Origin of the sequence: Paenibacillus oryzisoli (assembly GCF_001653565.1) — a bacterium.
GTDB lineage: Bacteria > Bacillota > Bacilli > Paenibacillales > NBRC-103111 > Paenibacillus_E > Paenibacillus_E oryzisoli.
This window is the reverse complement of the sequence record NZ_LYPB01000053.1, coordinates 38551-62205: the sequence shown is the minus strand read 5'-3', so window position 1 is coordinate 62205 and position 23655 is coordinate 38551. Positions and strand designations below refer to the sequence as shown.

Below are 23655 nucleotides of genomic sequence, written 5' to 3'. Positions count from 1 at the left end.
ATCAAACCAAACTTCGCGCAATTCATTATAAACGAAACCGTGCTCTACAGCAACATCCTTTACCCAATAGCCATAAAATAACTTTTTTCACCATACCAATCTCCATCTATATCCTGCTCCTACTGCCTAGAATCCATCCGTCCCTTTGCAGCTAGGCGCACAATTGTTTACTATGGTTACATGAAGGAATTGTAAATCGTAATCATTTGTAGTTGTTGGGTACCCTTATTTTACTTAAATCAGATGAAATTGGAGCTAACTTGACCATGCGAGCAAAATTAAAAGTAACTGTTTTCCTAGTCCTAAGCATTCTTTCGGTTCTGTGTTTTAGTGTGGTTGCCTCCCTCATCAAAGGGCGTTGGATCGCACAATTCGACAGCAGTATTATTTCCGCAGTTCAAGGGATGGAATCTCCTTGGCTGACTCCCATTATGCATGGGTTCACGTTTATCGGTTCCACAACCGTTGTAGTCGTTATTTCGCTTTGTTGCCTATTCCTGTTCTTTAAATTCCTGCATCATCGACTTGAATTAGTTCTATTCATTGTCCTCGTGGCGGGCACTGCCATCTTAAATCAGATTTTAAAGTTCTTTTTTCAACGGGAGCGCCCTACGCTTCACAGACTGATTGAAGAAACCGGTTATAGTTTCCCAAGTGGTCACTCCATGGCAGCCTTTGCGCTGTATGCTGCGCTTTCTTTCCTGCTTTGGCGGCATATCTCTTCGAAAAGTGGCAGAACGATCGTTATTTTAACAAGTATCCTAATGATTCTCTTGATTGGCACCAGTCGGATCTATCTCGGCGTCCATTATCCGAGTGACATTCTCGGCGCTTATTTGGCTAGCGGATTCTGGTTCACTTTCTGCGTTTGGATCTTCCAGTGGTATATGGAAAATCGCAAACAGCTGATCTCGACGAAGGAGTGAGACTAATGGGTTTTGGGAAACCCTTGCATTCCTTAGCAGCAGGTTGGCGTCTTACTGTCGGACTTAAATCCAACGGTACGGTCTCAGCTCTCGGCGATAACACATATGGTCAATGTGATGTAAGTGGCTGGCGCAACATGATAGCAGTCGCGGCGGGCAATGCTCACACGGGTAATACGCATACGGTTGGTCTTGCATCGGATGGTACGGTTCAGGCAGTGGGTTGGAATAAGCATAATCAATGCGATGTAAGCGGTTGGTATTCTATTGTGGCCGTTGCGGCGGGTTGGCGGCGTACCGTTGGGCTTACATCGGCCGGTACGGTAGTAGCTGTGGGGCGAAATAATGAGGGCCAATGCGAGGTTAGTGATTGGCGCGATATGGTCGCTGTAGCGGCGGGTTGCACACACACCGTCGGGCTTACATCCGACGGTAAGGTATCAGCTCTCGGCGATAACACGTACGGCCAATGTGATATAAGCGGCTGGCACGGTATCCAACTGCCCGGCATTCATTTTCGTAATTAAGACATACAAAGTCAACGTTAGAAGTGTGCTGATTATTCTCCCCCCTTTCAGGGCACGCTAAACTGAATGGTAATGTAAGGGAATAGGGGGGATGATTACATGATCGAACGTATCCGTGCTCAATTAAACAATCCAGCTGACCTATTCTATGACACACTAGACAATGGTTATATGCAGATGGAAGTCATTTACTTTCCCTCTCTCTGTGACCTGACTTTAGTCAAAAATGGATTGACCGTCCCTTACTCCTATTGCTTTAATCCAGAAGAATTCGACCGTATGATTAATGCCAACCCTGCTTTCGGCAGAGCGGATGACCCCGATCACTGGACATTCCTACTACTCAAGGGTACTGTTCTCTTTCAAATTGAAGAGCAGGTTTACCGATTCGATGTGCAGCGGAAGTTCCAGGACAAGCCCGATACCGTTCAGGTTGAGGTTGCCATACAGGGGCCGCAGAGTGCGCTTACCGAAGATTTGGATTTAAATATTAGCCTCGTTCGGATGCGTTATAATGCACCCTCCCTTTGCGTAGAAACCCATACGATTGGACAAATCTCGAATACACGAGTGACAGTTCTGTATGACAAAGGTCTAGTCAACCAAGACGTACTTGGCCTATTAAATGAGCGCATTTCCACCATACAAATCAAAGTTCTCCAAGCTGCCGGCCAGCTCTTGCAATCGCTCTCGGGAAAGAGTCATCGGTTTTTCCCCGTCATTCTCCAGACAGAAAGGCCAGACCGTATCACTGCCATGCTCGAACGAGGGAAGATTGCCATTCTTCAAGATGGAAGCCGCTTCGGGCTCGTTCTTCCTGTGCGGCTCTTTGATTTCCTGCACGCCATGGATGATGACTATGAATCCTATTGGATGAGTAAGTGCCTCGTCCTGCTGCGCTATTTCGCCATGCTTTTAACCATTACACTGCCCGCTCTTTATATTGCGATTGTCTCTTACAATCCTGAGGTACTTCGCGTCCAATTGACCCTTTCCATTGCTGGAAGCCGTGTCGTCGTCCCTTATCCATCCTTTGTCGAGGTCTTCATCATGTTATTCATGATTGAAGCTTTGATCGAGGCAAGTCTCCGGCTACCGCGCTATGTGGGATCAACCGCCACGACTGTTGGGGGCCTCATCCTGGGGCAAGCCATTCAACAAGCAGGCTTAGTTAGCTCCATTATGATTATCGTGACTTCTGTTGTTGCGATTTCCAATTTCGTATTTCCCAATAACAGCTTTGGATACTCGGTCCGCTTCGTTAAATATATCTTTGTGATAGCTGCCATATTCTTTGGCTTACTTGGTGTCGTCGTGCTTGGCTTCATCTTAATTTCCTATTGGTGCAGTCTGAGAAGCTTTGGCCAACCCTATTTGGCCCTCTATATCCCTAAACTTGAGGCGAAAGCACACCACTCCAACCTTAGAAAGGGGGCAAAGTAACTCATGTCGCGTTATACCTACTATCATGTGCTCTATGTTGGCATGATTAATATCATGATGTTTGTCCCCTCTCTACTCATCCGAGACCGATTCAATGGCGCCGTATCAGGTATGCTAGTTGCTATGGTGATTGGCACCATCCTCTCGCTTGGCACCATGGCTTGCTTCGAGCGGTTTCCAGGACTCGGCTTTCCGGAAATATGCGATCGGTATACGCCACATTGGTTTAGTCAAATCAACATCTTATTTGCCGCACTATGTCTCTGGTTACCAGCAGGAATTATCGTGATCTATGCGTATTCAGAAACGGTTCGTATGTTCTTCTACCCCGACATTAACCCCTTTCTGAACCTAGGTCTTATGGCAACCGCGGCCGTATGGGCATGCAGCCGATCTACACGTACGGTCCAGTTCATTCATGAAGTTATGGTTATTCTTAGTTCACCATTACTCATTTTATTTATCATGAAAGCCATCTTTAATGAAAACATTAATTGGGATGCGATTCGTTATGTAGCGGGGTATGTCAATAAACCGCCTTCCTTCGATACAATCGTTGCCTCTACCTTTCTATTCTCTGGCTACCTCAGCCTCCTCATTTTCAACCGGTTGTACACCGTAGGTTTTAAATTTCGCTTTCGCTGGGTTGTGCCGTTATTCGGCGTGCTCTTCTTGCTGGTTACTTTTTTTGTGCCTATAGGTTTTCATGGTACGGTTGCTGTACAAAATTATGTGTACCTATGGAGTATGACAGCTGATTCCATGATGACGGAATACGGCTTTATTAACCGTGTTTTGTTCGTCTTCTTACTTCTCTTCACAGGGTTATCCCTGTTGTTCGTCATGAATACCTGGCACACGACGATTATGTTGCTTCGCTATTCCATCAATGGCGCCACTCAAGTTGAAGAAGACCCTGTTCCTTGGATCAACGTATGGCTCGGAGTGGGTATTGGTTTACTTGCCCTCCTTTTCATGCGCGTTATTAATCTGGAACGAAATCAGCATTTCTCTGAAGGTTGGTTAGTGCTTCGGTTTTTCGTTGAAATCTATTTCCTCTTCCTGATGCTGTATTTCGTAAGGAAGCAAAAAAAGGAACAGGTCCACCTATGAAAACATTTCTCACGGGTATTTCCCTTCTACTTATCTGTACATGCCTAGGAGGTTGCAGCTTTAAAGATATCGACAAACGATTCTTTGTCGTTGCCATGGGTATTGATTGGACAGGCAAGGAGGATAAGCCTTATCTCGTCACGTTGCGGCTTGCCATCCCCGCCTCAAAGGTCGGTGAAGGACTTGCTGAAAGCCAGATCGAACATCAAGAGGCCAAAAGCATTGCCGAAGCCGTAAGAAATCTCAAAGCACACGTTGATAAAGAGCTGGATTTCGGTCATTGCCGTATGTTCTTATTTGGCGCTACTTTAACGAAGGAGTCTCTTGAAGAACCATTGAATTGGCTTTCTCGAAGACGCGACATTCAACTCATTTCTTATACTGCCGTTGCCGAACCTAATGCGCGAAAACTCCTTGAATCGAACCCGACTACGGAGAGACTTGCTGGAAACTCTTTTTTTCTCACCTTCGGTAAAGAAGGAACCGTTTCTCCTTATACGGTAACCGCGTTTTTATTTGATACGTTCCGACGCTTCAAAGAAACCGGATTAGATCCCTATTTTCCGATTATTAGCTTTGATGGTGATTCTTATGTCGTTGAGCACCTTGCTTTACTTAATAAAAAAACGCAACGTACCGTCCTCAACCCACACGAAACTCAGCTTTATAATTTGAGTGCGAATGAGTTCAGCAAGGCTGGGATTACGATCACTTATCAGGCAGAACCACTGAGCTTCTATGTAGCACGTGTCAAGAAGCATATTTCGATTTCCAAAGAAACTACGCCTGTCGTCACACTCGAACTCGATCTTACAGGCATGATTGAACAAGGTATATTAAATTTGGATACTCACCAAGTCAAGACGCAACTTGAACAGCATGTCAACCACACTGTAGAGGCACTCCTGTACAAAATTAGGGATGCCAATGTTGACCCGTATGGCTTCGGGCTTCACTATTTAGCTCAGCATTTTGGCAAAGAGAAGGATTGGGCCTATTGGCAGACCGTTTATCCACAGGTTAAATTCAAGGTGGAGACACATGTAAAAATTGTGGGTACGGGATTAGTGCATTGAGAGCGCACCTAAAAGGAGCAGGGGCTAAGAGCTCAGGCTTATGTGACGGAGAGCTCAGGAGCGACGATTTCTTTGCTGTAAGTCGATTTTTTCGACTTACGGAGCTGCGGCGCGAGTAATTCTTTGCTGTAAGTCGATTTTTTCGACTTGCGGAGCTGCGGTGCAACGCTTTCTTTGCCGTAAGTCGATTTTTTCGACTATCGAGGCCTACTGCGCGCCTAAGAGGCACTCACTCGCGTAACATGGAGATGTATGCCTAATTGTCGCATTGAGAACGCAGATTTTCACTCATACATAAAGAAGAGGCCTCCCCTCACCTTATTGAGATGTGGGAAGCCCCTCCAACAATTTATATATATTTGATCAAAATGCTCTCCACATGCTCCAAATGCTCACGCATCGCTTGAGATGCTAGCACCGGGTCACCGCTGCATATCGCTTCATAGATGACTTTATGCTCTCTCAGTAGCTGGACTGCTACTTCCTGGTTCGCATACAGCTCCGCGCGTCGGATATCGCGAATCATCATTTCCATCGCGTTGCGGATGGATTCGAAGGTTTGCTCCATAATGCTATTATGCGTTGCTTGAACGAGCAACTGATGAAAACCGAGGTCCGTTCGTTCCCCCTCCGCATCATTCCCTACGGAAGTCCCCATGTCTTGCATGATGCGCTCCAGCTGAGCTAAATCCTCCGGAGTTCGCTTCCGTGCAGCAATCGCTGCGATCGAAATCTCCAGTGATTGCCGCACTTCCATGAGCTCTAGGAGCGTCGTGCGATTCATGCGAAGAGACGTCCACTCGGGCAAGGAGACTTCGGAAGGCGACTGCCGGATCACGCGGCATGCGCCGCCTTGCCGAATCTCAATGAGGCCCATCGCCTTCAAGGCGCTGAGGGCTTCCCGCATCGTAGAACGGCCGACACCGAAGCGTTCGGACAGCTCTTTGGTAGAAGGAAGCTTATCGCCCATCTTCAACTGACCCTGCATGATCATCTCTTTAATCTGCTGAGCGATCTCGTCATAATGATTCTGTTTCTGCAGCTTCGTAACTTCCATAGGAATACCTCTTCTATCCGATAAGTAGCACGTGCACAATCCCTGGTCCGTGAACACCAATTGTCAAATCGTTCTCAATATCCGCAGAACGGCTTGGCCCTGAGATGAAGTGAATGCCAGCAGGCAGATCCTTCCTTGCTATGCCATCAAGAGGAGCGAGAATCTCGCCTAGTCTCGTTCGCAATCGTTCAATCGGCAGCAGGACGATTAATGCTGTGGGGAGCAAGCTCACCGATCGGCCTTTTTCTTTTGATGATAACACAGTTAACGAGCCTGTGTAAGCCGCGGCATGATCAGCTAGGACGATACCCATGTCGGCATTCGCTGCGCTGGCCTTCCAATTCGTGTCCTCATCGGTATTCCATACCGCGAAGTCAACTTCTGGAAGGGCATCACCAAGCTCAAGCGCATGAAGCTCCGCTTGATCCTGATGGATCACGCGCTTGACACTTAGCGTGCCAACAAGTTCTTGAATCGCAGCCTTCGCCGCTTCCATCGAAGGTACTCGGACGACGTGCCCGCCTGCAGCATGGAAGTTCGCCGTGAAGTTCTCAATGCGTTCTTCGGGGGACCAGTTGAACGCTTTCCAACTATCTGAAGCCCCTTGGAACGGATGGGCTGGCTTCTCCGTTACCCGTGCGCGCCCGAGCTTCTGGGCGATGCCTTGAATGAAACGCTCTTGTTCCACTAGCGCTTGCTGATCCAGCTCCTGTAGCTTCGCCTGCCACTCTGGCGTGATGTCACGTTTAGCCATGATGATGTCCTCCCTTTTTGCTTCGTGCAGCCAGTGCTTCCGCCAACTTTGCTTGAATGGCAGGATCAGCCTCTGTCAGCCCATGGCGAATTTCTTGCTCGAGTGTTTTCCAACCCTCACGGAAAGAGGCCTTCGGCAGGCTTGGTGTTACGCGATAGGAGTTCCACCCTTTGAGCGGTCCTACCTTCAGACGAATACCGCCGTCGCGGACGACGAGCTTTTGACCGATGCGCCCCAGCTTGAGCACCGCACCCATCCGCTTCGAGTTGCCCATCAGCGCAGCAAAGCCCTTCATCCCCGCGGCTTCGATCTTATCGCCATGGCCGCTTTCGACCTTGCGGCGACGCAGCGACACGAGCATGTCGTGCAGCGGAATCTTCACTGGGCATGCCTCGTAGCAGGCGCCGCACAAACTTGAAGCGTTGGCGATGTCGTCCCATTCCGCCACGTTTTTCTTGAGCGCCGGCGTGAGCACCGCGCCGATTGGCCCGCTGTACGTGCCCCCATAGGCATGGCCGCCGATATGGCGGTATACCGGGCACGCGTTCAGACATGCACCGCAGCGGATGCAGTTGAGCAGCTCTTGGAACTCAGGGTCGCCGAGTTGCTGTGAGCGCCCGTTATCAACGATAATGATGTGCATCTCTTCCGGACCATCCGCATCTGCATCTCTTCTCGGACCCGTGATGCCGGACATGTACACGGTCAGCTTCTGCCCAGTTGCGGAACGAGGAAGCAGCGTCGCCATGACCTCGAGATCCGCCCACGTTGGGATAATCCGTTCCATTCCCATGAGCGTGATTTGCGTCTTGGGCACCGTCGTGACCATGCGGGCGTTGCCTTCATTTTCGAACAGGACCATCGATCCGCTCTCCGCAATGGCAAAATTACAGCCCGTCATCCCGATATCGGCTTCCAGGAATTTCTCTCTTAATTTCTTACGAACGTAGCCTGCCAGAATCGTCGTATCGGGAGCCAACGTCTCCCCCGCGTCCTTCGATAAGAGCTCGGCGATTTGATATCTATTTTTATGAATCGCTGGAATAATGATATGGGACGGTGTTTCGTCCGCAAGCTGAATGATGTACTCGCCTAGATCCGTCTCAATCGCTTCAACCCCAATGGAGGCCAGCGCCTTGTTCAAATGCAGCTCCTCTGTCACCATTGATTTGGATTTGACGACCGATTTGGCTTGCTTAGCCGCTGCGATTTCCAATGATATTTTAACCGCCTCGACATCTGTATCGGCAAAATGCACATGAACCCCATTCGCTCTCGCATTGTTCGCAAATGTCGTTAAATAATAATCCAAATGCGCAATCGTATGCAGCCGAATTTGTCTGCCACGTTCGCGCCAATCGTCCCAATTGCCGTGATCTGCCGCTGCTTTCAGTTTGCCGCCGCGAAGCCGCTCCGTCGTAAACTTGACCGCTTTGCGCAGAAACTCATCGTTCAACGCGATGTCGGCCCGCTCTTTCACTGTTGACTTACTCATCGCTTGACTCATGCCCGCTTCACCCCTTCATATAGCAGCTCAGCTAGATGCATGACCCTCACCGGCTCATTTCGATAGCGCAAATTGCCCGCAATATTCATCAAACAAGCCAAATCCAGGCCAACCAGCACCTCAGCCTCAGTTTCCTTCACATGATCGACCTTCTCCTGCACCATCGCACCCGAGATATCAGCCATCTTCACCGCAAAAGTTCCACCGAATCCACAGCAATCTTCTGCAAAAGGAAGCGGCACCAGCTCCAAATCTTTGACGCCTTGGAGAAGCGCGAGCGGCTCAGACTTCACGCCGAGCAGCCTGCTCCCGTGACAGGACGGATGATACGTTACCTTATGTGGAAACACAGCGCCCAAGTCTTCGATGTTTAGCACATTGACGAGGAACTGTGTAAATTCATACGTTTTGTTCTGAAGCTGTGTGGCTTTCTCCAACCACTCCGGTTCATCCTTAAATAAATTCGGATAGTGATGAATCATATACGTGCATGAGCCCGATGGCGAAATTACGAAGTCACTATCGTCAAATGCAGTAAGAATCGTCTTCGCTGTTGCTCGCGCTTCATCCCAGTAGCCGCTGTTGTAGGCAGGCTGACCGCAGCATGTTTGCACCGTCGGCAATTCTAGCAAGACGCCATAGTGCCCGAGCAGTCGAGCAATAGCCTCGCCAACCTTCGGATATAGTGCATCACTTAGACACGTAATAAATAAGGAAACCTTCATAAGGAGAAGCCCCACTTTCTTTCGTTAACTTATCAGGTTGTCAGACAAGTTGAGTGTAGCATAAAACCCCTTGTCTTGAGAAGGGGTTAATTGCGGATAAATGAGCATTATTCAAGTTTCCGCTCAAAAATAATTTCATAGGCCATAGGACATGGGTGTTCATTAGTGTAGTATCTTTAATTCTTTAGCACGCTGAATCGCCTGTATCCGATTATTGGCATTTAACTTTCTGCACAAATTCTTCACATGTGACTTGACCGTTTCAGCAGCGATGTTCATCTGAGCACCTATTTCTTTATTTGTCAGTCCATCCGTCACTAATCGAAGAATCTTCGTCTCCTGATCAGTTAGAATAACATGCGGTGCCCCCTTCGCACTTTTCGGTATAGTGAGGCTCTCCAATGTTAGTGTGCTGTGTGCATCTGAAGTATTTTTCTGTATCTTTCTAATTTTATCCCATGTTTTGGACAGCCGTTCCACCGTTACGGGTTTCATCAAATAATCTAAAGCGTCCTTTTCAAAGGCTTGAACTGCGTAATGGTCATATCCTGTTACGAAGACTACATAGATAGATGCATCAAGGTCAAATAATAAATTTGAAAATCGCATCCCATTGATACCCGGCATATTAATATCGAGAAAAACGATATCAATTGGGTTCGCTTTTACAAATTCATATGCTTCCAAAGGATTCATGAACGTATGGCAATCTTCAACTTCACCGCTATCCACTAGTAACTTTCTCATACGTTTCAACGATAATTCTTCATCGTCCACGATAATAGCACGCAGCATGTTTTAACCTCCAATTGGCTTCAAAGGTTGAATGGGGATGTCGAAGAATACCTTGGTGCCTATACCTTCCGTACTTTCAATACGAATACGCTGCCCATAGAGAAGCTCTATGCGCTGACTTAAGTTTTGTAACCCAATCCCAATACCTTGTTTTTTTTTATCAACAAGCCATATGTGTTCCTGGGTGCTTGTAGATATACCAATCCCGTTGTCTTCTACCGCAAAACGAACGACTTCATCCGTTTCTTTTTTGATCGATATGATCACAGTTCCCCCTTGCAAAGTAGTCATTAAACCGTGCCTAATTGCATTTTCTACCAATGGTTGAAGAATGAGCGGCGGAATACAAACATCTACTTCGGTATCCACGTCATATTCCACAACTAATCTAGTGCCAAAACGCGCTTTCTCAATATTCACATAAGCTTTAATTAATGCCAGCTCACTTTCAATGGTCGTGAAGATATCCATGTGTTTGAAGTTAAAACTACTTTGCATATATTTTGAAAGATCTAGTGTTAATGCTTCTGCCTTCTGGGGTTCGTCGATGCACAATGCGGCTATTGAATTCAGTGCGTTGTACAAGAAATGGGGATTTATTTGGGATCGTAAAAAGGAGATTTCTGCATCTTTCGCGGCTGATTGCAGCTGTTGATTCTTCAAGAGTATTTCCTTGATCATTTCGTTTAAAGAAGTGAATAACCAGACAGCCAATGTGACGATACAGACATGGATAAGATTAATGATGAATACGCCTCTAAATACAGATCCCAAAGCTGTGCCTACAAGACAATAAAAAATGGAAAGAAGCAGGGCTAGTTTTATTCTTTTATTCTTCCCGCCATGCTGGAATGACTTCCGAGAGATGAGAATAACTGGCATGCTAACAACAAGAGTTGCAATGGTCACATATAGTCCTAAATCTGCTCCGAGAAATAATCGATACAAGATTATCATGGCAGATAAGAAAATGCCTGTTCGCCAACCCCCATACAGGGCTCCTAATAATAACGGAACAACTCGGATATCTAATCGAACATTGGATGTGGCATAAGCAGGAAAAGACATGCAGAGAACAATAGCTACTGCCAGTAGTACAGCTTGAATCACCCCAATGTGTTGCTTATAACGCATGGATTTCGTCGCGAAGAACGTTTGGAATGTGAATACTATCGTTGCAATAATAGCTAATTGCAGTAGAAAGTCTTTGACGATGTTCATACTCATTGGATCACCTTCTACCTCTTCGGGGTACGCCCCCCTATATTCGACATTATTATATATATTTCGACATCCCCCTCGAAATGCCTTCTCATTTAGATGATTGGAGAATATATGGCATCTCCTAATTGGCAAGAGGCTGCCCTTCTAGTAAACGTTCTACTAGAAAGGCAGCCCCCATTTTCATCTTCTTTTGCAAAAAGCTCGTGTTTACTTGTATTACGCTGGATTCACGATCTGGATATCTGCTGATGGTGCAGAAATGTTTCCTGCTGCATCTACTGCGTACACGACATAGATGCCTACAGACCCATCATACATGTAAAGATAGCCAGTTGTATTTGCAGTAGATACAGCCCCTACTTTGCTTCCAGCAGCTGTTTTAATGCTGTTCAGGTCCGTAATGTTTTGTGACTTTAATACCATATACAATTCAGTAACCTCATTGCTTGATGCCATGACCTGTACAAAATTAGATAGAACGATGTTATTAGATCCAACGACTGTAACAGTTGGAGCTGTTCGATCGATATTAAAGTGTATATATTGGTTTACATTTAAACTAGGGTTACTGAGCAATGTTGTGGTTATCTTCAACGTATAGCTGCCTTCTGCCGTTATTGAAGTCCCCTTCGTATAGGCGATTTCACCCTGTCCGTTCGTATTTAAGGTTGCTGTGCTGGATGTATTCGGCGCATCAACCCAAGTTGGGTTTAAAGACCCTGCATCTTTATAGAAGGCACCTTCCTTAACACCAGACACCGCTACTGCTAATGGTGTCATTGGATCATTAAATAGATTGAAGTTAGCAACCTTGCCTGGTGTATTACGACCGGAGACTTCACCACTTCCGAGACGGCCATCCGAAGATGAACCCCATGTCCACACATCACCATTGGACTGCAACGCAATGCTTGTGCTTCCTTCTCCACCTGTTATCGCGATCACATTGCTTAAGCTAGTTGTCATGAGGGTAGGTGTATTCCGGTTACCACCATCCGCATTTACACCTAAAGCTGAGTTTTCATTGTAACCCCAAGCATACATATTACCCTGGCCATCTATTGCAAATGAATAATAATTTCCTGCTCCAATTTGCGTAATGTTAGATAAACCTTCGACTTCATAGGGCACTAATTGATTATTATTTTCGGTTCCATTGCCAATTTGGCCCATTGTATTGAAACCCCACGTATAAACAGCGCCAGTTACACTTAATGCCAAGGTATGTTGATTCCCATTTTTGATATCAACGATAAACGGTAGACCCCCAACTTGAACAGGTACAGGTTTATCTGCCCTTGTACCATCACCAAGCTGCCCATTATCGTTCGCTCCCCAAGCCCAAACGGTTCCATCCGATTTTAAGGCAATCCCTACATCAGACCATTCACCTCGAACAGCAATAATGTGATCTAAACCTTGAACTTGAGCAGGAGTCCCATATGATGCGAACTTCCAAACCGTACCGTCACTTTTTAAAGCAAAAATATTGGTTCCTTCCGCAGAGATAGAAACGACATGGTCTATGCCAGCAACTATTTTAGGACCAGTTAAATCATAATAGCCCCATTTCCATATATGGCCGTCAGCTGTTACGGATGCGGTGTATCCTTCCCCCGCTTGTACAGCAATGATGTTAGCAGGAAGGTTTGGCACTGCAAATATCTGTTGTCGGGGTGTTGTCGTACCGTCTCCAATTTGCCCACCATAATTACCGCCCCATGTGTAGACTTGACCGTTATTAGCTAAGGTGGCGATATGTGCTTGGCTTTCCGAAATCCGGTTTGCTGGCAAAATTGCAATAGGTTGGACCAGATAGCTCACTTCCGCCGAATAGACGCTGGGACTTCCAGATTGATTTGCGGATTTTACTTTTATCGTGTGCGTTCCCACTGTTAATGAATCAATGGCAAGCGTAAGTGCTGGTTGTGTAGCCTGACCGGAACCAATCACAGTCGTACCATCTGTATCGTAGACCGTGATTTGATTACCAACCACTACATTTGCAATCGTGATCATCGGCATATAGTTAGATAGACTGCCATCTAACGTTATCGTAGGAATGGGAACAATAATGGCACTTTGATAGACACTGGTTGCTATCGCAAGTGCTGAAATCGCGTCATCTACCTCTTCTTGTGTTGCACTGGATGCAGCTTGAACGGCAGATGCTCCAGTGATAGCAAGGTTATAGGCATCATGAGCTTCTTGTGAAACTCCCCCCACCTGACTGCCAATTGAATGATTACCAAGCAATGTAGTTGCCTCAGCAATGGCTGCAATTAAATCTGTTTTATCAGCCGGCGGCACTTCATTCTCATAATTGACTTCATCGATCATCCACTCAATCTCTTCCGCTGTATCTAGATCACCTGTCGCCGCAGCGAGAATCGCATTTCGATAAAAAGCTGAATTTATTGCAATAGCCGTATTTCTTCCAGTTGCCGTATTTAAAACCTCAACCAAATTAATATCTTCCCCATGGTAAGCTTCGATTGTCGCAACAGCTGCTGCTTGTGCAACTACATCAGCAGCTAGCCTACGGACTTGAACAGAGTAAATATCATAATACGATCGATCTGCATAATTCACATAGACTTGTACTTCATTGGATCCTACTTCTAACTGTTTCGTAGCATTTTCATAGTTTAAATGGATAGATGCACCAGGATTCATTGGTGTGGCAGTAATTGTTGTGCTTGTTACGTTAAACGGTACAATTGCTTTATAACTCCAAGTATCTGGCGAAAAGGCTTCTATAAAGGTTACATCGCTCAAATGTAACGCAAGTAATCGTCCATCTTTCTCTGTTGTATCCTTTAGTACAGTTATATCGAAATCTTTCGTCTGCGGTGTTCCACCAGATTTGGTGACTGTTGCAGTCAAATGAACTACGCTGTTGCCATCTGTAAATGCAGGACGTGTAACAACGCCAGTATTGGAAAGAACATCCGTGTTATCTGAACTCCAGGCAATCGTTGTGCCATTTGCTCCTGAAGTATCTAAGTTTAAGTCTGTTATTACCCCAGTTAACGCTGTGTTTGAATTGCGAATTGTATCTGCAGTAAGCGAAGCCTTAGCCGCCGAAATAGCCTCATCTGCTGACTGCTGTTGCTTCGTTACTGTGATTTCAAATACTTTCGTTTGCGCGGTTCCGCCGGATTTGGTCAATGTTGCTGTTAAATGAACAATGACATCTACATCTGTAAAAGCAGGGCGCGTAACAGCGCCTGTATTGGTAAGCACCGCCGTGTTATCTGAACTCCAGGCAATCGTTGTGCCATTTGCTCCTGAAGTATCTAAAGTTAGATCTGTTATTACCCCAGTTAACGCTGTGTTTGAATTGCGAATTGTATCTGCAGTAAGCGAAGCCTTAGCCGCCGAAATAGCCTCATCAGCAGTTAACCCTGGTGTTGGCGTTGGTGCAGGTGTTGATGTTGGTGCGGGTGTTGACGTTGATTCAGGAGTTGATGTTGGTGCAGGTGTTGATGTTGGAGCTGGTGTTGATGTTGGAGCTGGTGTTGAGGTATCCGTTTTGGTTGGAGGTGTCTCGAACGTAGAACCACCTATATTCATCGTCGCTACAACAATCGTACCTCGACCTAGCATTTTAATAACAGCATCTAGGACAAGGTCATTGATTTTTGCACCACTGTTAAGGTTAAGTACCATCCCTGTTGATGTCGATTTTGCATTCATTTTCTCAATCGAACCTTCGGGCATATCAATTTGTAGTTGCTGTGAGCTCACATTCACCGTATTAAAGGAACCTGCCAAAGTGACCTTCGAGCCAGAAGGAAGTGATGAGCTAATGTTGACATTACCAAACCCACTGCCTGTTGAGTTGATTTCTTTAAGAATAGCAGGGGAATTCACACTTACTAAAGCAATTGTAGTTGTTCCTTCAGAGAGGATACGAACTGTACCCGTACCAGACTTCTTATCAATGATAATGTCTACAAGTACTGAGTTATCAAAATGAATACTGTTTTCGCCACCGCCTTGAACGGTAACTTTGCCCGTAACTTTCACATTCTTAAGGAACGCATCGCCATTGCCAATACCTTCTGCCAATAATAAATCACCATGAATGACCATATTCCGAAGTGTGACTCCGGCTACATTCACGATTACATTTCTATTAATCGTTTCTACGCCCGTTTCCGGACCGTAAGTTCCAGCTGCTTGATAAGACACCGTTTGCGCGGCTTGTGCACGATCTAGAGTAACTACCGCCTCAGCGCGAGTAATAGGTGCCTCTGGTTTAAAGCTATGATCAGCCTCATACCCCATCATGATCTGCGAAGCGACAACCTTATCGATTGCGTCCTTGCTCCAGCTTGCGATGTGGCTATTATCTAGAAAGGTAACCGCAGAAGCGGTTACGTCTAACTTTAATAATCGGCTTACAATTACCGCCACTTCTTGGCGACTAATTGGTTTATTACTTCCAACTGTTCCATCTGCATAGCCACTGATATAGCCAGCTTTAACAGCCTTGGCTACTTCGGCATGCGCCCAATGATCAGATGGCACATCGCGGAATGCGATATCCGTCGTTTCTGTAAATCCAAACGAACGATTGATCAATGCTATGAATTCTGCTCTTGTAATTTGGTTATCCGGCTTAAAATTGCCGTCATCATACCCTTCAATGAAACCTTTATCGATCCATTCAGACATGTTATTTGCTGCCCAATGACCCTGTATATCTGATGGCGTCCCCGTTGTAGTCGCACCGAATGCAACACCAACTGACGAAAATAATAGGCATGCCATAACGAGTATGGACAGCACTTTTTTGACTAATAGATTGCTCATCATTTTCCTCCTATACTTTTAATAGCTACTTACTGTGAATAGCTACATTTCAACTACAGAATTCGTATCGGAATAACTATATTCCTAATTTTTCGACAAAAAAATCCCCCATTCGGGGGAGAAATATGTATAAATTACGTCTGATTACAACAAAAAATCCCCAAATAAATTTTGGGGATCTGTATTTTTATTTCATTAAATTACAACTAACTGTATAAAGTACATCTAAATTCTTGAAATTCGCCCAAATGTATCAATTACATGTAAAAAGTACAGCTAATCTAGCCAAATCACGCAATTCGCCTCACATTGAGTTCAATTAGCTTTAGGAAGTACAAGTAATCCTCGAAAATGAGAAAAAGGCACAAGATTAGCTGTATAAAATGCAGCTAATCCATATCTGGCTCACCGCTTATCCGCTCAGCCTAGGACTCGGACTCCACCAACCACAATACCCCCAAGACAATAGTCTTGAGGGTACCTATCTAAGAACGTATGAGCCGCTAAACGCTACACCTTGCCGAGTGAATCTCCATTCCTGTATACTTTGGCTGTAACGAGCCACCGAGCGCCTATAATTCTACACCGAAGAGGAAGTGACCCTGATGTCCTATGTTCAAAATATCGGCTTGAACGAGATCCCGCTCTATTTTGCCTATCAGCGAAGCACCATTGGATCTGACAAATATCAGGGTACGTTTCACGCCCACCAAGGCATTGAAATCCTAGTCGTTCATGAGGGTCGTGGGACGCTGATCGTTGATCAGAAGAGCTATGAAATAACCTCGGGCATGCTGTGCGTGTTTCAGCCGTTTCAGTTGCACCATATTCAGATGGACCCCGAAACGCCATTCGTGCGGACTGTCGTTCAATTCGAACCTTCCGTCTATGAATCCTATTTCGCACATTGGCCGCGGATGTTGGCTTTTTTCAAGCATATCCATACCAGCACGCTGCATGCTCCTTGTCTCTATGGACTAGAGGAGGAGAATCAGTTCCATTCGATCTTCCAAAGCTTAGAAACGAAGCTGCCCTCCATAGACAAAAAAGATGAGCTAGAGGAATATTCCCTCTTTCTCATCGCTTTTTTCCGTAGCTTCATGCCGCTGTGGGCACAAAGTGAAGATCAGAATCGCTCTGGCCCCACGCGCACACGCAAAACCCATCAAGCCGAGCGTATTCTTAGCTGGTTGGAGGAGCACTACACCGAACCGCTGCGTTTGGAGCTGATGTCCGCTGAACTGCATCTCTCCCCCTACCACTTGTCCCATCTATTCACTGAGTGCACGGGAACGAGTATTTCCGACTATGTGACTGCTCGGCGGTTGCAGCAAGCCGTGAAGCTGCTTATGTCAACGGATCAGGCGGTTGCTCGCATTGGCGAGGCGATTGGAGTGACGAATTGCTCTTATTTTTGCAAAATGTTCAAAAGCCACATCGGCATTACGCCTTACCAATATCGCAAGCAACTACAGAAGCATCACGAGGCATCCTTTACTCAGCGCTCGTAATAATCATCGCATCGCGCTGCGCGATCAGGCACAGCTCTGCTGCTTTGAAGGCATGCTCCTGCGTCATCGCTACTTCCGTGCGGTTCAAGCAATCCAAGATCAGTTGCCCGAAGTAAGGGTAACCGACTTGCCCGCTAACGGCGAAGTGCTGCTCCCCATCCTTGTTTACAAGGTACACATGATTACTCGTCTGCTCTCTGGCGATATCGACATATTTGCGAAGCTCAATATATCCTTCACTCCCCAGAATTGTCATGCGGCCATCGCCCCATGTACTCAGCCCATCTGGCGTCATCCAATCCACTCGGAAATAGCCCGTTGCCCCATTATCCCCGACTAGAGTCGCATCCCCAAAATCCTCAAAATTCGGATACTGCGGGTAATTGTAGTTGGCTACTTTACTGTGCACAACCTTCGCATCTTTTGCCCCTGTAAAATATAGGAACTGCTCAATCTGGTGACTTCCGATATCGCACAAGATGCCGCCGAATTTCTCCTTTTCAAAAAACCAATCCGGTCTGCTCGATAAACTAATGCGATGCGGCCCTAGTCCAATGACTTGATGAACGCGACCGATTGCGCCCTGTTCAATTAATTGCCCTGCGTAGATGGCACTTTCGACATGCAGACGCTCGCTGTAATAGACCGCGTACTTCTGACCTGTCTCTGCTACCTTCGCCTTCGCCGCTTCCAACTGCTCTAGGGTCGTAAACGGTGCTTTATCGGTGAAATAATCTTTGCCGCTATCCATTACACGCAGCCCTAGAGGACCGCGATCAGAAGGAATCGCCGCCGCAGCCACCAATTTTACTTCAGCATCTCCTAGAATCTCCTCCAACGAGCTTGCTGCACGCACACCAGGGTAGGTGCTCAGGAATTTATCTACCTTGGCCGGATCTGGATCGTACACCCATTTCAATTCCCCGCCTGCTTCCCGCAGACCATTGCACATCCCATAGATATGCCCATGATCCAACGCTGCCGCTGCGAATACAAACTCCCCTGGCTGACATACCGTTTGAAAGCTCCCTTGTGGAGCGTAATTCATACCATCCGTTTTTTGCATGTTCGTCAGTCTCCTCTTATTTAAGTCGTAATCGTCTGTGGTGCGAAATTTTCGATCGATGTGTTCTTCTCATAAAAATGGGTCGCATTCGCTTGCACGCCGCTTCTTGTATAGAAGGCATCTTCCGCGCCTAGGGGGAATTTCACAAGCTCCCCCGTGCTCGCTGATTTGTAAATACCCGTAATAAGCTCCAGCGTTTGACGCCCGCTAATCCCATCGATTAACACAGGTGCACCAGTTTCTATCGCGGTTAACACATTATCGATCTGACCGACATGCCCTTCGTAAATCACTTCCGGCAGCCCATCGTACAAAGCTTGCAGCTCCTCCTCCAGCGCCGTATTCGGCTCTGGAAAACCATTCGACGTCGAATTCGACGCCTTCACTTTCCATGGCGCAGATACACGTGCTTTCGCACCTTGGAAGATCAACTGCTGCTCCTCACCATGGTGCACAACCGAGCTCGTGATCTGCCCTAACGATCCGTTTGCGAAGCGCAGCATCCCGATCGAGAGGTCTTCGACCTCCGCGTTGTCATGCGACACGTTGCTCATGAACGCTTGCACTTCCGTCGGGCTGCCCATCATCCACAGCAAGGCGTCGATATGATGCACCGCGTGGTTCAGCGTTGGGCCGCCGCCTTCTTTCTCCCACGTGCCGCGCCACCACAGATCATAGTAACAGTGGCCGCGCCACCAGAAAGAATCGACCTGGGTGTGGACGATGTTGCCCATGAGGCCGCTTTCCAGCACCGATTTCATTTTCATCATCGGCGTCTTGAAACGATTCTGTGCGACCACCGAGAGAAGCTTGCCTGTCCGCTGCGCAGCCTCATTCATGATGTCGCATTCCTCTAGCGAGGAAGCCATTGGCTTCTCCACCATCACATGCGCGCCTGCCTCAAGGAATTCAACCGTAAGTGAAGCATGCGTATACGGTGGCGTACAGATGGACACCAGATCAATCCCAGCTTCCAGCAGCTCCTTGTACTCCTTCACAGCCTTGGCATCTTTCAGCTCAAACTGGTCAATGCGTTCCTGCGCTTTATCCACATAAATATCGCTAATCGCGACAATCGTACACCGCTCTGGAAATTGTAAATACGCTTCAATATGCGCCCTCGAGATCGCGCCAGCACCGATAATCGCTACCTTCAGCATCCACTTCATCTCCTTGCTTTTTGTTGTTCCAAGCATACCAAGAATACGGTTACAAAAGTAACGTTACCTTGTGCAAAAATACCGTTACTTTGCGGTTTTCAAATCCAATGTCAGGAGGGGAAAGCAAAAAAGCCCTTGCACACCGCAAGGACTCTTCCCTCTGATCTATTACAATACTTGACCCTAGTGTTCTATTGATCTGCCGTTTTTATTTTAACAGTCGCTTCTTCGACCAGACATGTCATTTTCTTCGCATATTCAAGCAGTACTTCTCCCTGCTTCGTCAGTTCAATTTTCTTTCCTAATCGAAGAAAAAGAGTTGCCTGAAACTGCTCCTCCAGCTGCTGAATTTGCGTCGTAATGGTCGGCTGGGAGCAGTACAAACGTTTAGCCGTCTCCGTAAAAGAAAGACACTCAGCTAGTGTGATAAAGGCTTCTATTTTATCCAGCCATTTCAGACAGATCACTCCCATTTAAACAAAACCCTCTTTTACCGATAAAGATTATCATTATCAATAAAAATTGTCAATGCATAGGACAATACCAATCCCCCATTACACTGCATTTCTGCTTCTGTCGAAACATACGAATGACTAGTGATTGGTAAAGCGGTGCTCTCTAATCCATTCGGAGACAGTCGCATACACATTGTCTTTCATTAAGGGACTAAATGTGGAGTCATTCATAATTTCTCCCTGCTTCGGAACTACATCTAACAGCATGACACCATCCGTCTCGAATCCAGCAGGTAGCTCATTAAGCGTACTTACCTTTGAAATATATATATTTTTCACAAATACAAGATGGTTCTCTTCATAAATGAGGTATTGCCCAATTCGTTCAATCGCATCGAGTTCTCCGCCAGCCTCTTCATGCATCTCCCGGATAACCGTTTGTATGATAGACTCGCCTTCCTCCCTAGTTCCTCCAGGTAATTCCCAACCGCGATCTTTATGCCTAACAAGAACCAGCTTACCTTGATAGAAAGCAAAAATCAGAACACAATTCGCTGCTTCTTCCATCAGGCACTCTTTCGATAATAGGATATGTTGATTAGGCAGAGCACCAGCAAACGCATGAAATAGCAAACGATTCTGATTATAATCAATGCTAAGGAAGGGTTTCTGTTTCACAGGATACACTCCGTTTTCTTGTTGATGTATGTTAAGGGATTCCTCTGAGGGATTCTCCTCCGATTCCGGAGGGGCCCTTTTCACTTAAATGGAAAATATACAGCTATTTCCGCCATATTCCCTTGATTACTTAATTTAACTGTAAAATATGTAGGTAAAACTGCCACTTTTTCTCGGATCGGATAAAACAGATCGATTTAACTGTAGGTTTTCCATCTAATCTGCATTTGGTCACCAATCTCCCAAATTTAACTGTATAAAATCCATGTATTCTCCTGAAACACAGGTAAATTCACCAAATCCCCCACATGCCACCGCTCTGCATGAAAAAAAGTATTTGATCCTAAGACCAAATACTTCTTCCAAACGTAACTCAAGCCCGCACGCATTGCACAGTTAATGCCTTTACCATCCCACGTACTTGTTCATGTCCTACAGTAGCGTCTCCGTACTATACTAAAGCAGCATGCTGGTCGCGAGCAATTTGCGTCGCTGCTACCATGTTGCGCAAGGAAGCAACCGTTTCTTCAAGTCCGCGCGTTTTCAGACCGCAATCCGGGTTAATCCAGAATAGCTTCGGATCAAGTACACGCAGGGCGCGTTCGATCATCGCTGTCATTTCCTCTACACTCGGAACGCGTGGGCTGTGAATATCGTATACGCCTAAGCCAATACCCAGCTTATAAGTATTCAGCTCGAAGCTATGGATCAATTCACCGTGGCTGCGGGAGGTTTCAATGGAAATAACGTCCGCATCCATCGCTTCAATGGAATCGATCATATCATGGAATTCGCAGTAGCACATATGCGTATGAATTTGCGTTGTGTCTTGCACCGTGCAAGTCGCAATGCGGAAAGCTTTGACAGCCCAAGCAAGGTAACCCGCTTGTTCTTCTTCCTTCAGCGGCAAGCCTTCGCGAACCGCAGGCTCATCGACTTGAATCATACCGATTCCAGCTTGCTCTAGGGCTTCGACTTCTTGTCTTAGCGCATAAGCCAGTTGGTAAGCGATTTGCTCGCGAGAGATATCATCACGGACGAACGACCAGTTCATGATGGTAATAGGTCCCGTTAACATCCCTTTGACAGGACGGCTAGTGCGCGACTGCGCATACTTCGTTTCTTCAACCGTCATTTCGCCAATGAAGGCAACATCTCCGTAAATGACTGGCGGCTTCACGCAACGGGAACCATACGATTGGACCCAGCCGTACTGCGTAAAGGCAAATCCGGCTAATTTTTCGCCGAAGAACTCAACCATGTCCGTCCGCTCGAATTCCCCGTGAACGAGTACATCGATGCCAATCTCCTCTTGAAGCTTGATCCAGATGTCGATTTGTTCCCGAATGAACGCCTCATACTGCTCATTGCTCCACTCGCCCTTACGCCACAATTGACGTGCCTTGCGCACTTCCGCAGACTGCGGGAAGCTTCCGATCGTCGTTGTCGGGAATAGTGGCAGCTGCCACTTCGTTTGTTGCGCGGCATGACGCTCTGCAAAAGGACGGGAACGTTCTGGCTGCTGAACATTTAGTGCAGCTACGGACTGTTGAATATCGCTGCGGTTGCGCTCATCCGATTGTTGAAGTGCTTGGATAGCGCGATCGCTTTGTTCGATTTCTTCAAGGACTCCAGCTGTGCCCGAAGCGATTGCTTTCGTGATAAGAACAAGTTCATCCAACTTCTCATCTGCATAGGCTAGTGCATTCTTTAGTTCAGAAGAAAGCTTCGTCTCTCTTTCAGTCGTTACTGGAACATGCAGTAAGCTGCTTGACGATTGAATAACAAGATTCTCCGTTGCAACGTGCTTAGTGAGCTCTTCCACCAGTTCGAGTTTCTCGCGAATCGACGCTTTCCAGATACCGCGTCCATCGATGACACCTGCACCTAATACTTTGTCAGCTGGGAATCCGAAAGTTTTCAAAGCTTCCAAGTTTCCTTGAAGCCCATGAACGAAATCCAGACCAAATCCTTTGACCGGCAAGGAAATAATGTCAGCGTAACGATCTACGGATTCAAAATACGTTTGCAACACAATGTTCAAGCCAGGCACGGCTTCGGCAAACGTTTCATAGATGGTTTTCAGTCTAGCAACATCCGCATCGCTCAACTTCGTGACGAGAATCGGCTCGTCAATTTGTACCCATTGAACGCCTTCGGCAGAAAGCTCTTTGAGAATTTGTACATATAACGGAAGCAACGTATTCAACCACGTGTCGAACTCCGATGCGCTGTAGCCTTTGGACAGCTTCAAGAACGTCAAAGGACCGACGATAACTGGCTTACCTTCGATACCTAGCTTCTCTTTCGCTTCCCGGTAAGCAATTAGAGGCTTGTTCTCCGTAATGACAGGTGAAGCTCCGTTCAGTTCAGGCACGATATAATGATAATTGGTATTGAACCACTTGGTCATTTCACTTGCTGTAGCATCTTTCGTTCCTCGGGCAACTCCGTAATACACTGACAAGGGCACTGCGCTCCCCTCGAAAGCAAAACGCTCAGGAATAATGCCAAACATAGCAGCCGTATCTAGAATATGATCATAATAGCTGAAATCGTTGACAGGAATAAGGTCGATACCTTTCTCCTGCTGCTTGCGCAAATGACTTAAACGAATCTCCTGCAACTGTAATTCAAACTCTGATTCTTCCAGCTTACCTGCCCAGAAAGCCTCCAGTGCCTTCTTCCATTCTCTGTCAGCACCAATACGCGGATATCCCAAACTACTGCTTCTTACCATCGGACATAACCCCTCTGCAATTTGTTATACAAAAGATAACATAGCGGAGTAGTTATAACGTAACTGGTATTATGTAT

General features: G+C 46.5%; 17 protein-coding genes and 1 pseudogene. 6 read left to right on the top strand and 12 right to left on the bottom strand.

Annotation, left to right across the window (positions count from 1 at the left end; genetic code table 11):
• The first annotated feature begins 266 nt into the window (after window positions 1-266).
• From A8708_RS10575 to A8708_RS10555, 5 genes and pseudogenes are all read left to right on the top strand, one after another.
• Window positions 267-926, top strand: a complete 660-nt coding sequence (locus A8708_RS10575) for a phosphatase PAP2 family protein (protein ID WP_068663479.1) — start codon at window positions 267-269, stop codon at window positions 924-926.
• 5 nt (window positions 927-931) lie between these two features.
• Window positions 932-1423, top strand: a pseudogene (locus tag A8708_RS10570) (RCC1 domain-containing protein); the annotation flags it as partial.
• 129 nt (window positions 1424-1552) lie between these two features.
• A complete protein-coding gene (locus A8708_RS10565) occupies window positions 1553-2896 on the top strand; it encodes a spore germination protein (RefSeq protein WP_068663478.1) in 1344 nt (447 codons plus the stop codon).
• A 3-nt stretch (window positions 2897-2899) separates the two neighbouring features.
• Entirely contained in the window at window positions 2900-4009 is a 1110-nt protein-coding gene (locus A8708_RS10560; RefSeq protein ID WP_068663477.1) for a hypothetical protein, read from the top strand.
• Entirely contained in the window at window positions 4006-5085 is a 1080-nt protein-coding gene (locus tag A8708_RS10555; RefSeq protein WP_068663476.1) for a Ger(x)C family spore germination protein, read from the top strand. The genes A8708_RS10560 and A8708_RS10555 overlap by 4 nt, the downstream gene beginning before the upstream one ends.
• Window positions 5086-5434: 349 nt before the next feature.
• On the opposite strand, the gene A8708_RS10550 is transcribed toward A8708_RS10555, so the two are convergent.
• From A8708_RS10550 to A8708_RS10520, 7 genes are all read right to left on the bottom strand, one after another.
• Window positions 5435-6142, bottom strand: coding sequence for a FadR/GntR family transcriptional regulator (locus A8708_RS10550; RefSeq protein WP_068663475.1), 708 nt, complete (start codon window positions 6140-6142; stop codon window positions 5435-5437).
• Window positions 6143-6155: 13 nt separating this feature from the next.
• On the bottom strand, window positions 6156-6896 hold the full coding sequence (locus tag A8708_RS10545) for a LutC/YkgG family protein (protein ID WP_068663474.1): 741 nt from the start codon (window positions 6894-6896) through the stop codon (window positions 6156-6158).
• On the bottom strand, window positions 6889-8403 hold the full coding sequence (locus A8708_RS10540; RefSeq protein ID WP_068663473.1) for a LutB/LldF family L-lactate oxidation iron-sulfur protein: 1515 nt from the start codon (window positions 8401-8403) through the stop codon (window positions 6889-6891). The genes A8708_RS10545 and A8708_RS10540 overlap by 8 nt, the downstream gene beginning before the upstream one ends.
• A complete protein-coding gene (locus A8708_RS10535; protein ID WP_056618519.1) occupies window positions 8400-9128 on the bottom strand; it encodes a (Fe-S)-binding protein in 729 nt (242 codons plus the stop codon). Before A8708_RS10535 ends, A8708_RS10540 begins: the two co-directional genes overlap by 4 nt.
• A 162-nt stretch (window positions 9129-9290) precedes the next feature.
• A complete protein-coding gene (locus A8708_RS10530; protein ID WP_068663472.1) occupies window positions 9291-9923 on the bottom strand; it encodes a response regulator transcription factor in 633 nt (210 codons plus the stop codon).
• Window positions 9924-9926: 3 nt separating this feature from the next.
• Window positions 9927-11150, bottom strand: coding sequence for a sensor histidine kinase (locus tag A8708_RS10525; RefSeq protein ID WP_068663471.1), 1224 nt, complete (start codon window positions 11148-11150; stop codon window positions 9927-9929).
• Between the two features lie 213 nt (window positions 11151-11363).
• The gene (locus A8708_RS10520) at window positions 11364-15968 is read right to left on the bottom strand and encodes an RCC1 domain-containing protein (RefSeq protein WP_068663470.1); all 4605 of its coding nucleotides are present in this window, start codon (window positions 15966-15968) and stop codon (window positions 11364-11366) included.
• 605 nt (window positions 15969-16573) lie between these two features.
• Here A8708_RS10520 and A8708_RS10515 point away from each other — a divergent pair.
• A complete protein-coding gene (locus tag A8708_RS10515) occupies window positions 16574-17479 on the top strand; it encodes an AraC family transcriptional regulator (RefSeq protein ID WP_068663469.1) in 906 nt (301 codons plus the stop codon).
• Here the strand turns inward: A8708_RS10515 and A8708_RS10510 are convergent.
• From A8708_RS10510 to metE, 5 genes are all read right to left on the bottom strand, one after another.
• A complete protein-coding gene (locus A8708_RS10510) occupies window positions 17463-18545 on the bottom strand; it encodes a Gfo/Idh/MocA family protein (RefSeq protein WP_068663468.1) in 1083 nt (360 codons plus the stop codon). The two genes, A8708_RS10515 and A8708_RS10510, sit on opposite strands and share 17 nt — an antisense overlap.
• Window positions 18546-18565: 20 nt before the next feature.
• Window positions 18566-19705 carry a Gfo/Idh/MocA family protein gene (locus tag A8708_RS10505; RefSeq protein ID WP_068663467.1) on the bottom strand — a complete coding sequence of 380 codons (1140 nt, stop codon included), beginning with the start codon at window positions 19703-19705 and terminating at the stop codon, window positions 18566-18568.
• Window positions 19706-19896: 191 nt separating this feature from the next.
• Entirely contained in the window at window positions 19897-20178 is a 282-nt protein-coding gene (locus A8708_RS10500; RefSeq protein ID WP_068663466.1) for a LysR family transcriptional regulator, read from the bottom strand.
• Between the two features lie 120 nt (window positions 20179-20298).
• Window positions 20299-20838 carry an NUDIX domain-containing protein gene (locus A8708_RS10495; RefSeq protein ID WP_068663465.1) on the bottom strand — a complete coding sequence of 180 codons (540 nt, stop codon included), beginning with the start codon at window positions 20836-20838 and terminating at the stop codon, window positions 20299-20301.
• Window positions 20839-21289: 451 nt separating this feature from the next.
• Entirely contained in the window at window positions 21290-23578 is a 2289-nt protein-coding gene (gene metE / locus A8708_RS10490) for a 5-methyltetrahydropteroyltriglutamate--homocysteine S-methyltransferase (RefSeq protein ID WP_068663464.1), read from the bottom strand.
• Window positions 23579-23655: the final 77 nt, after the last annotated feature.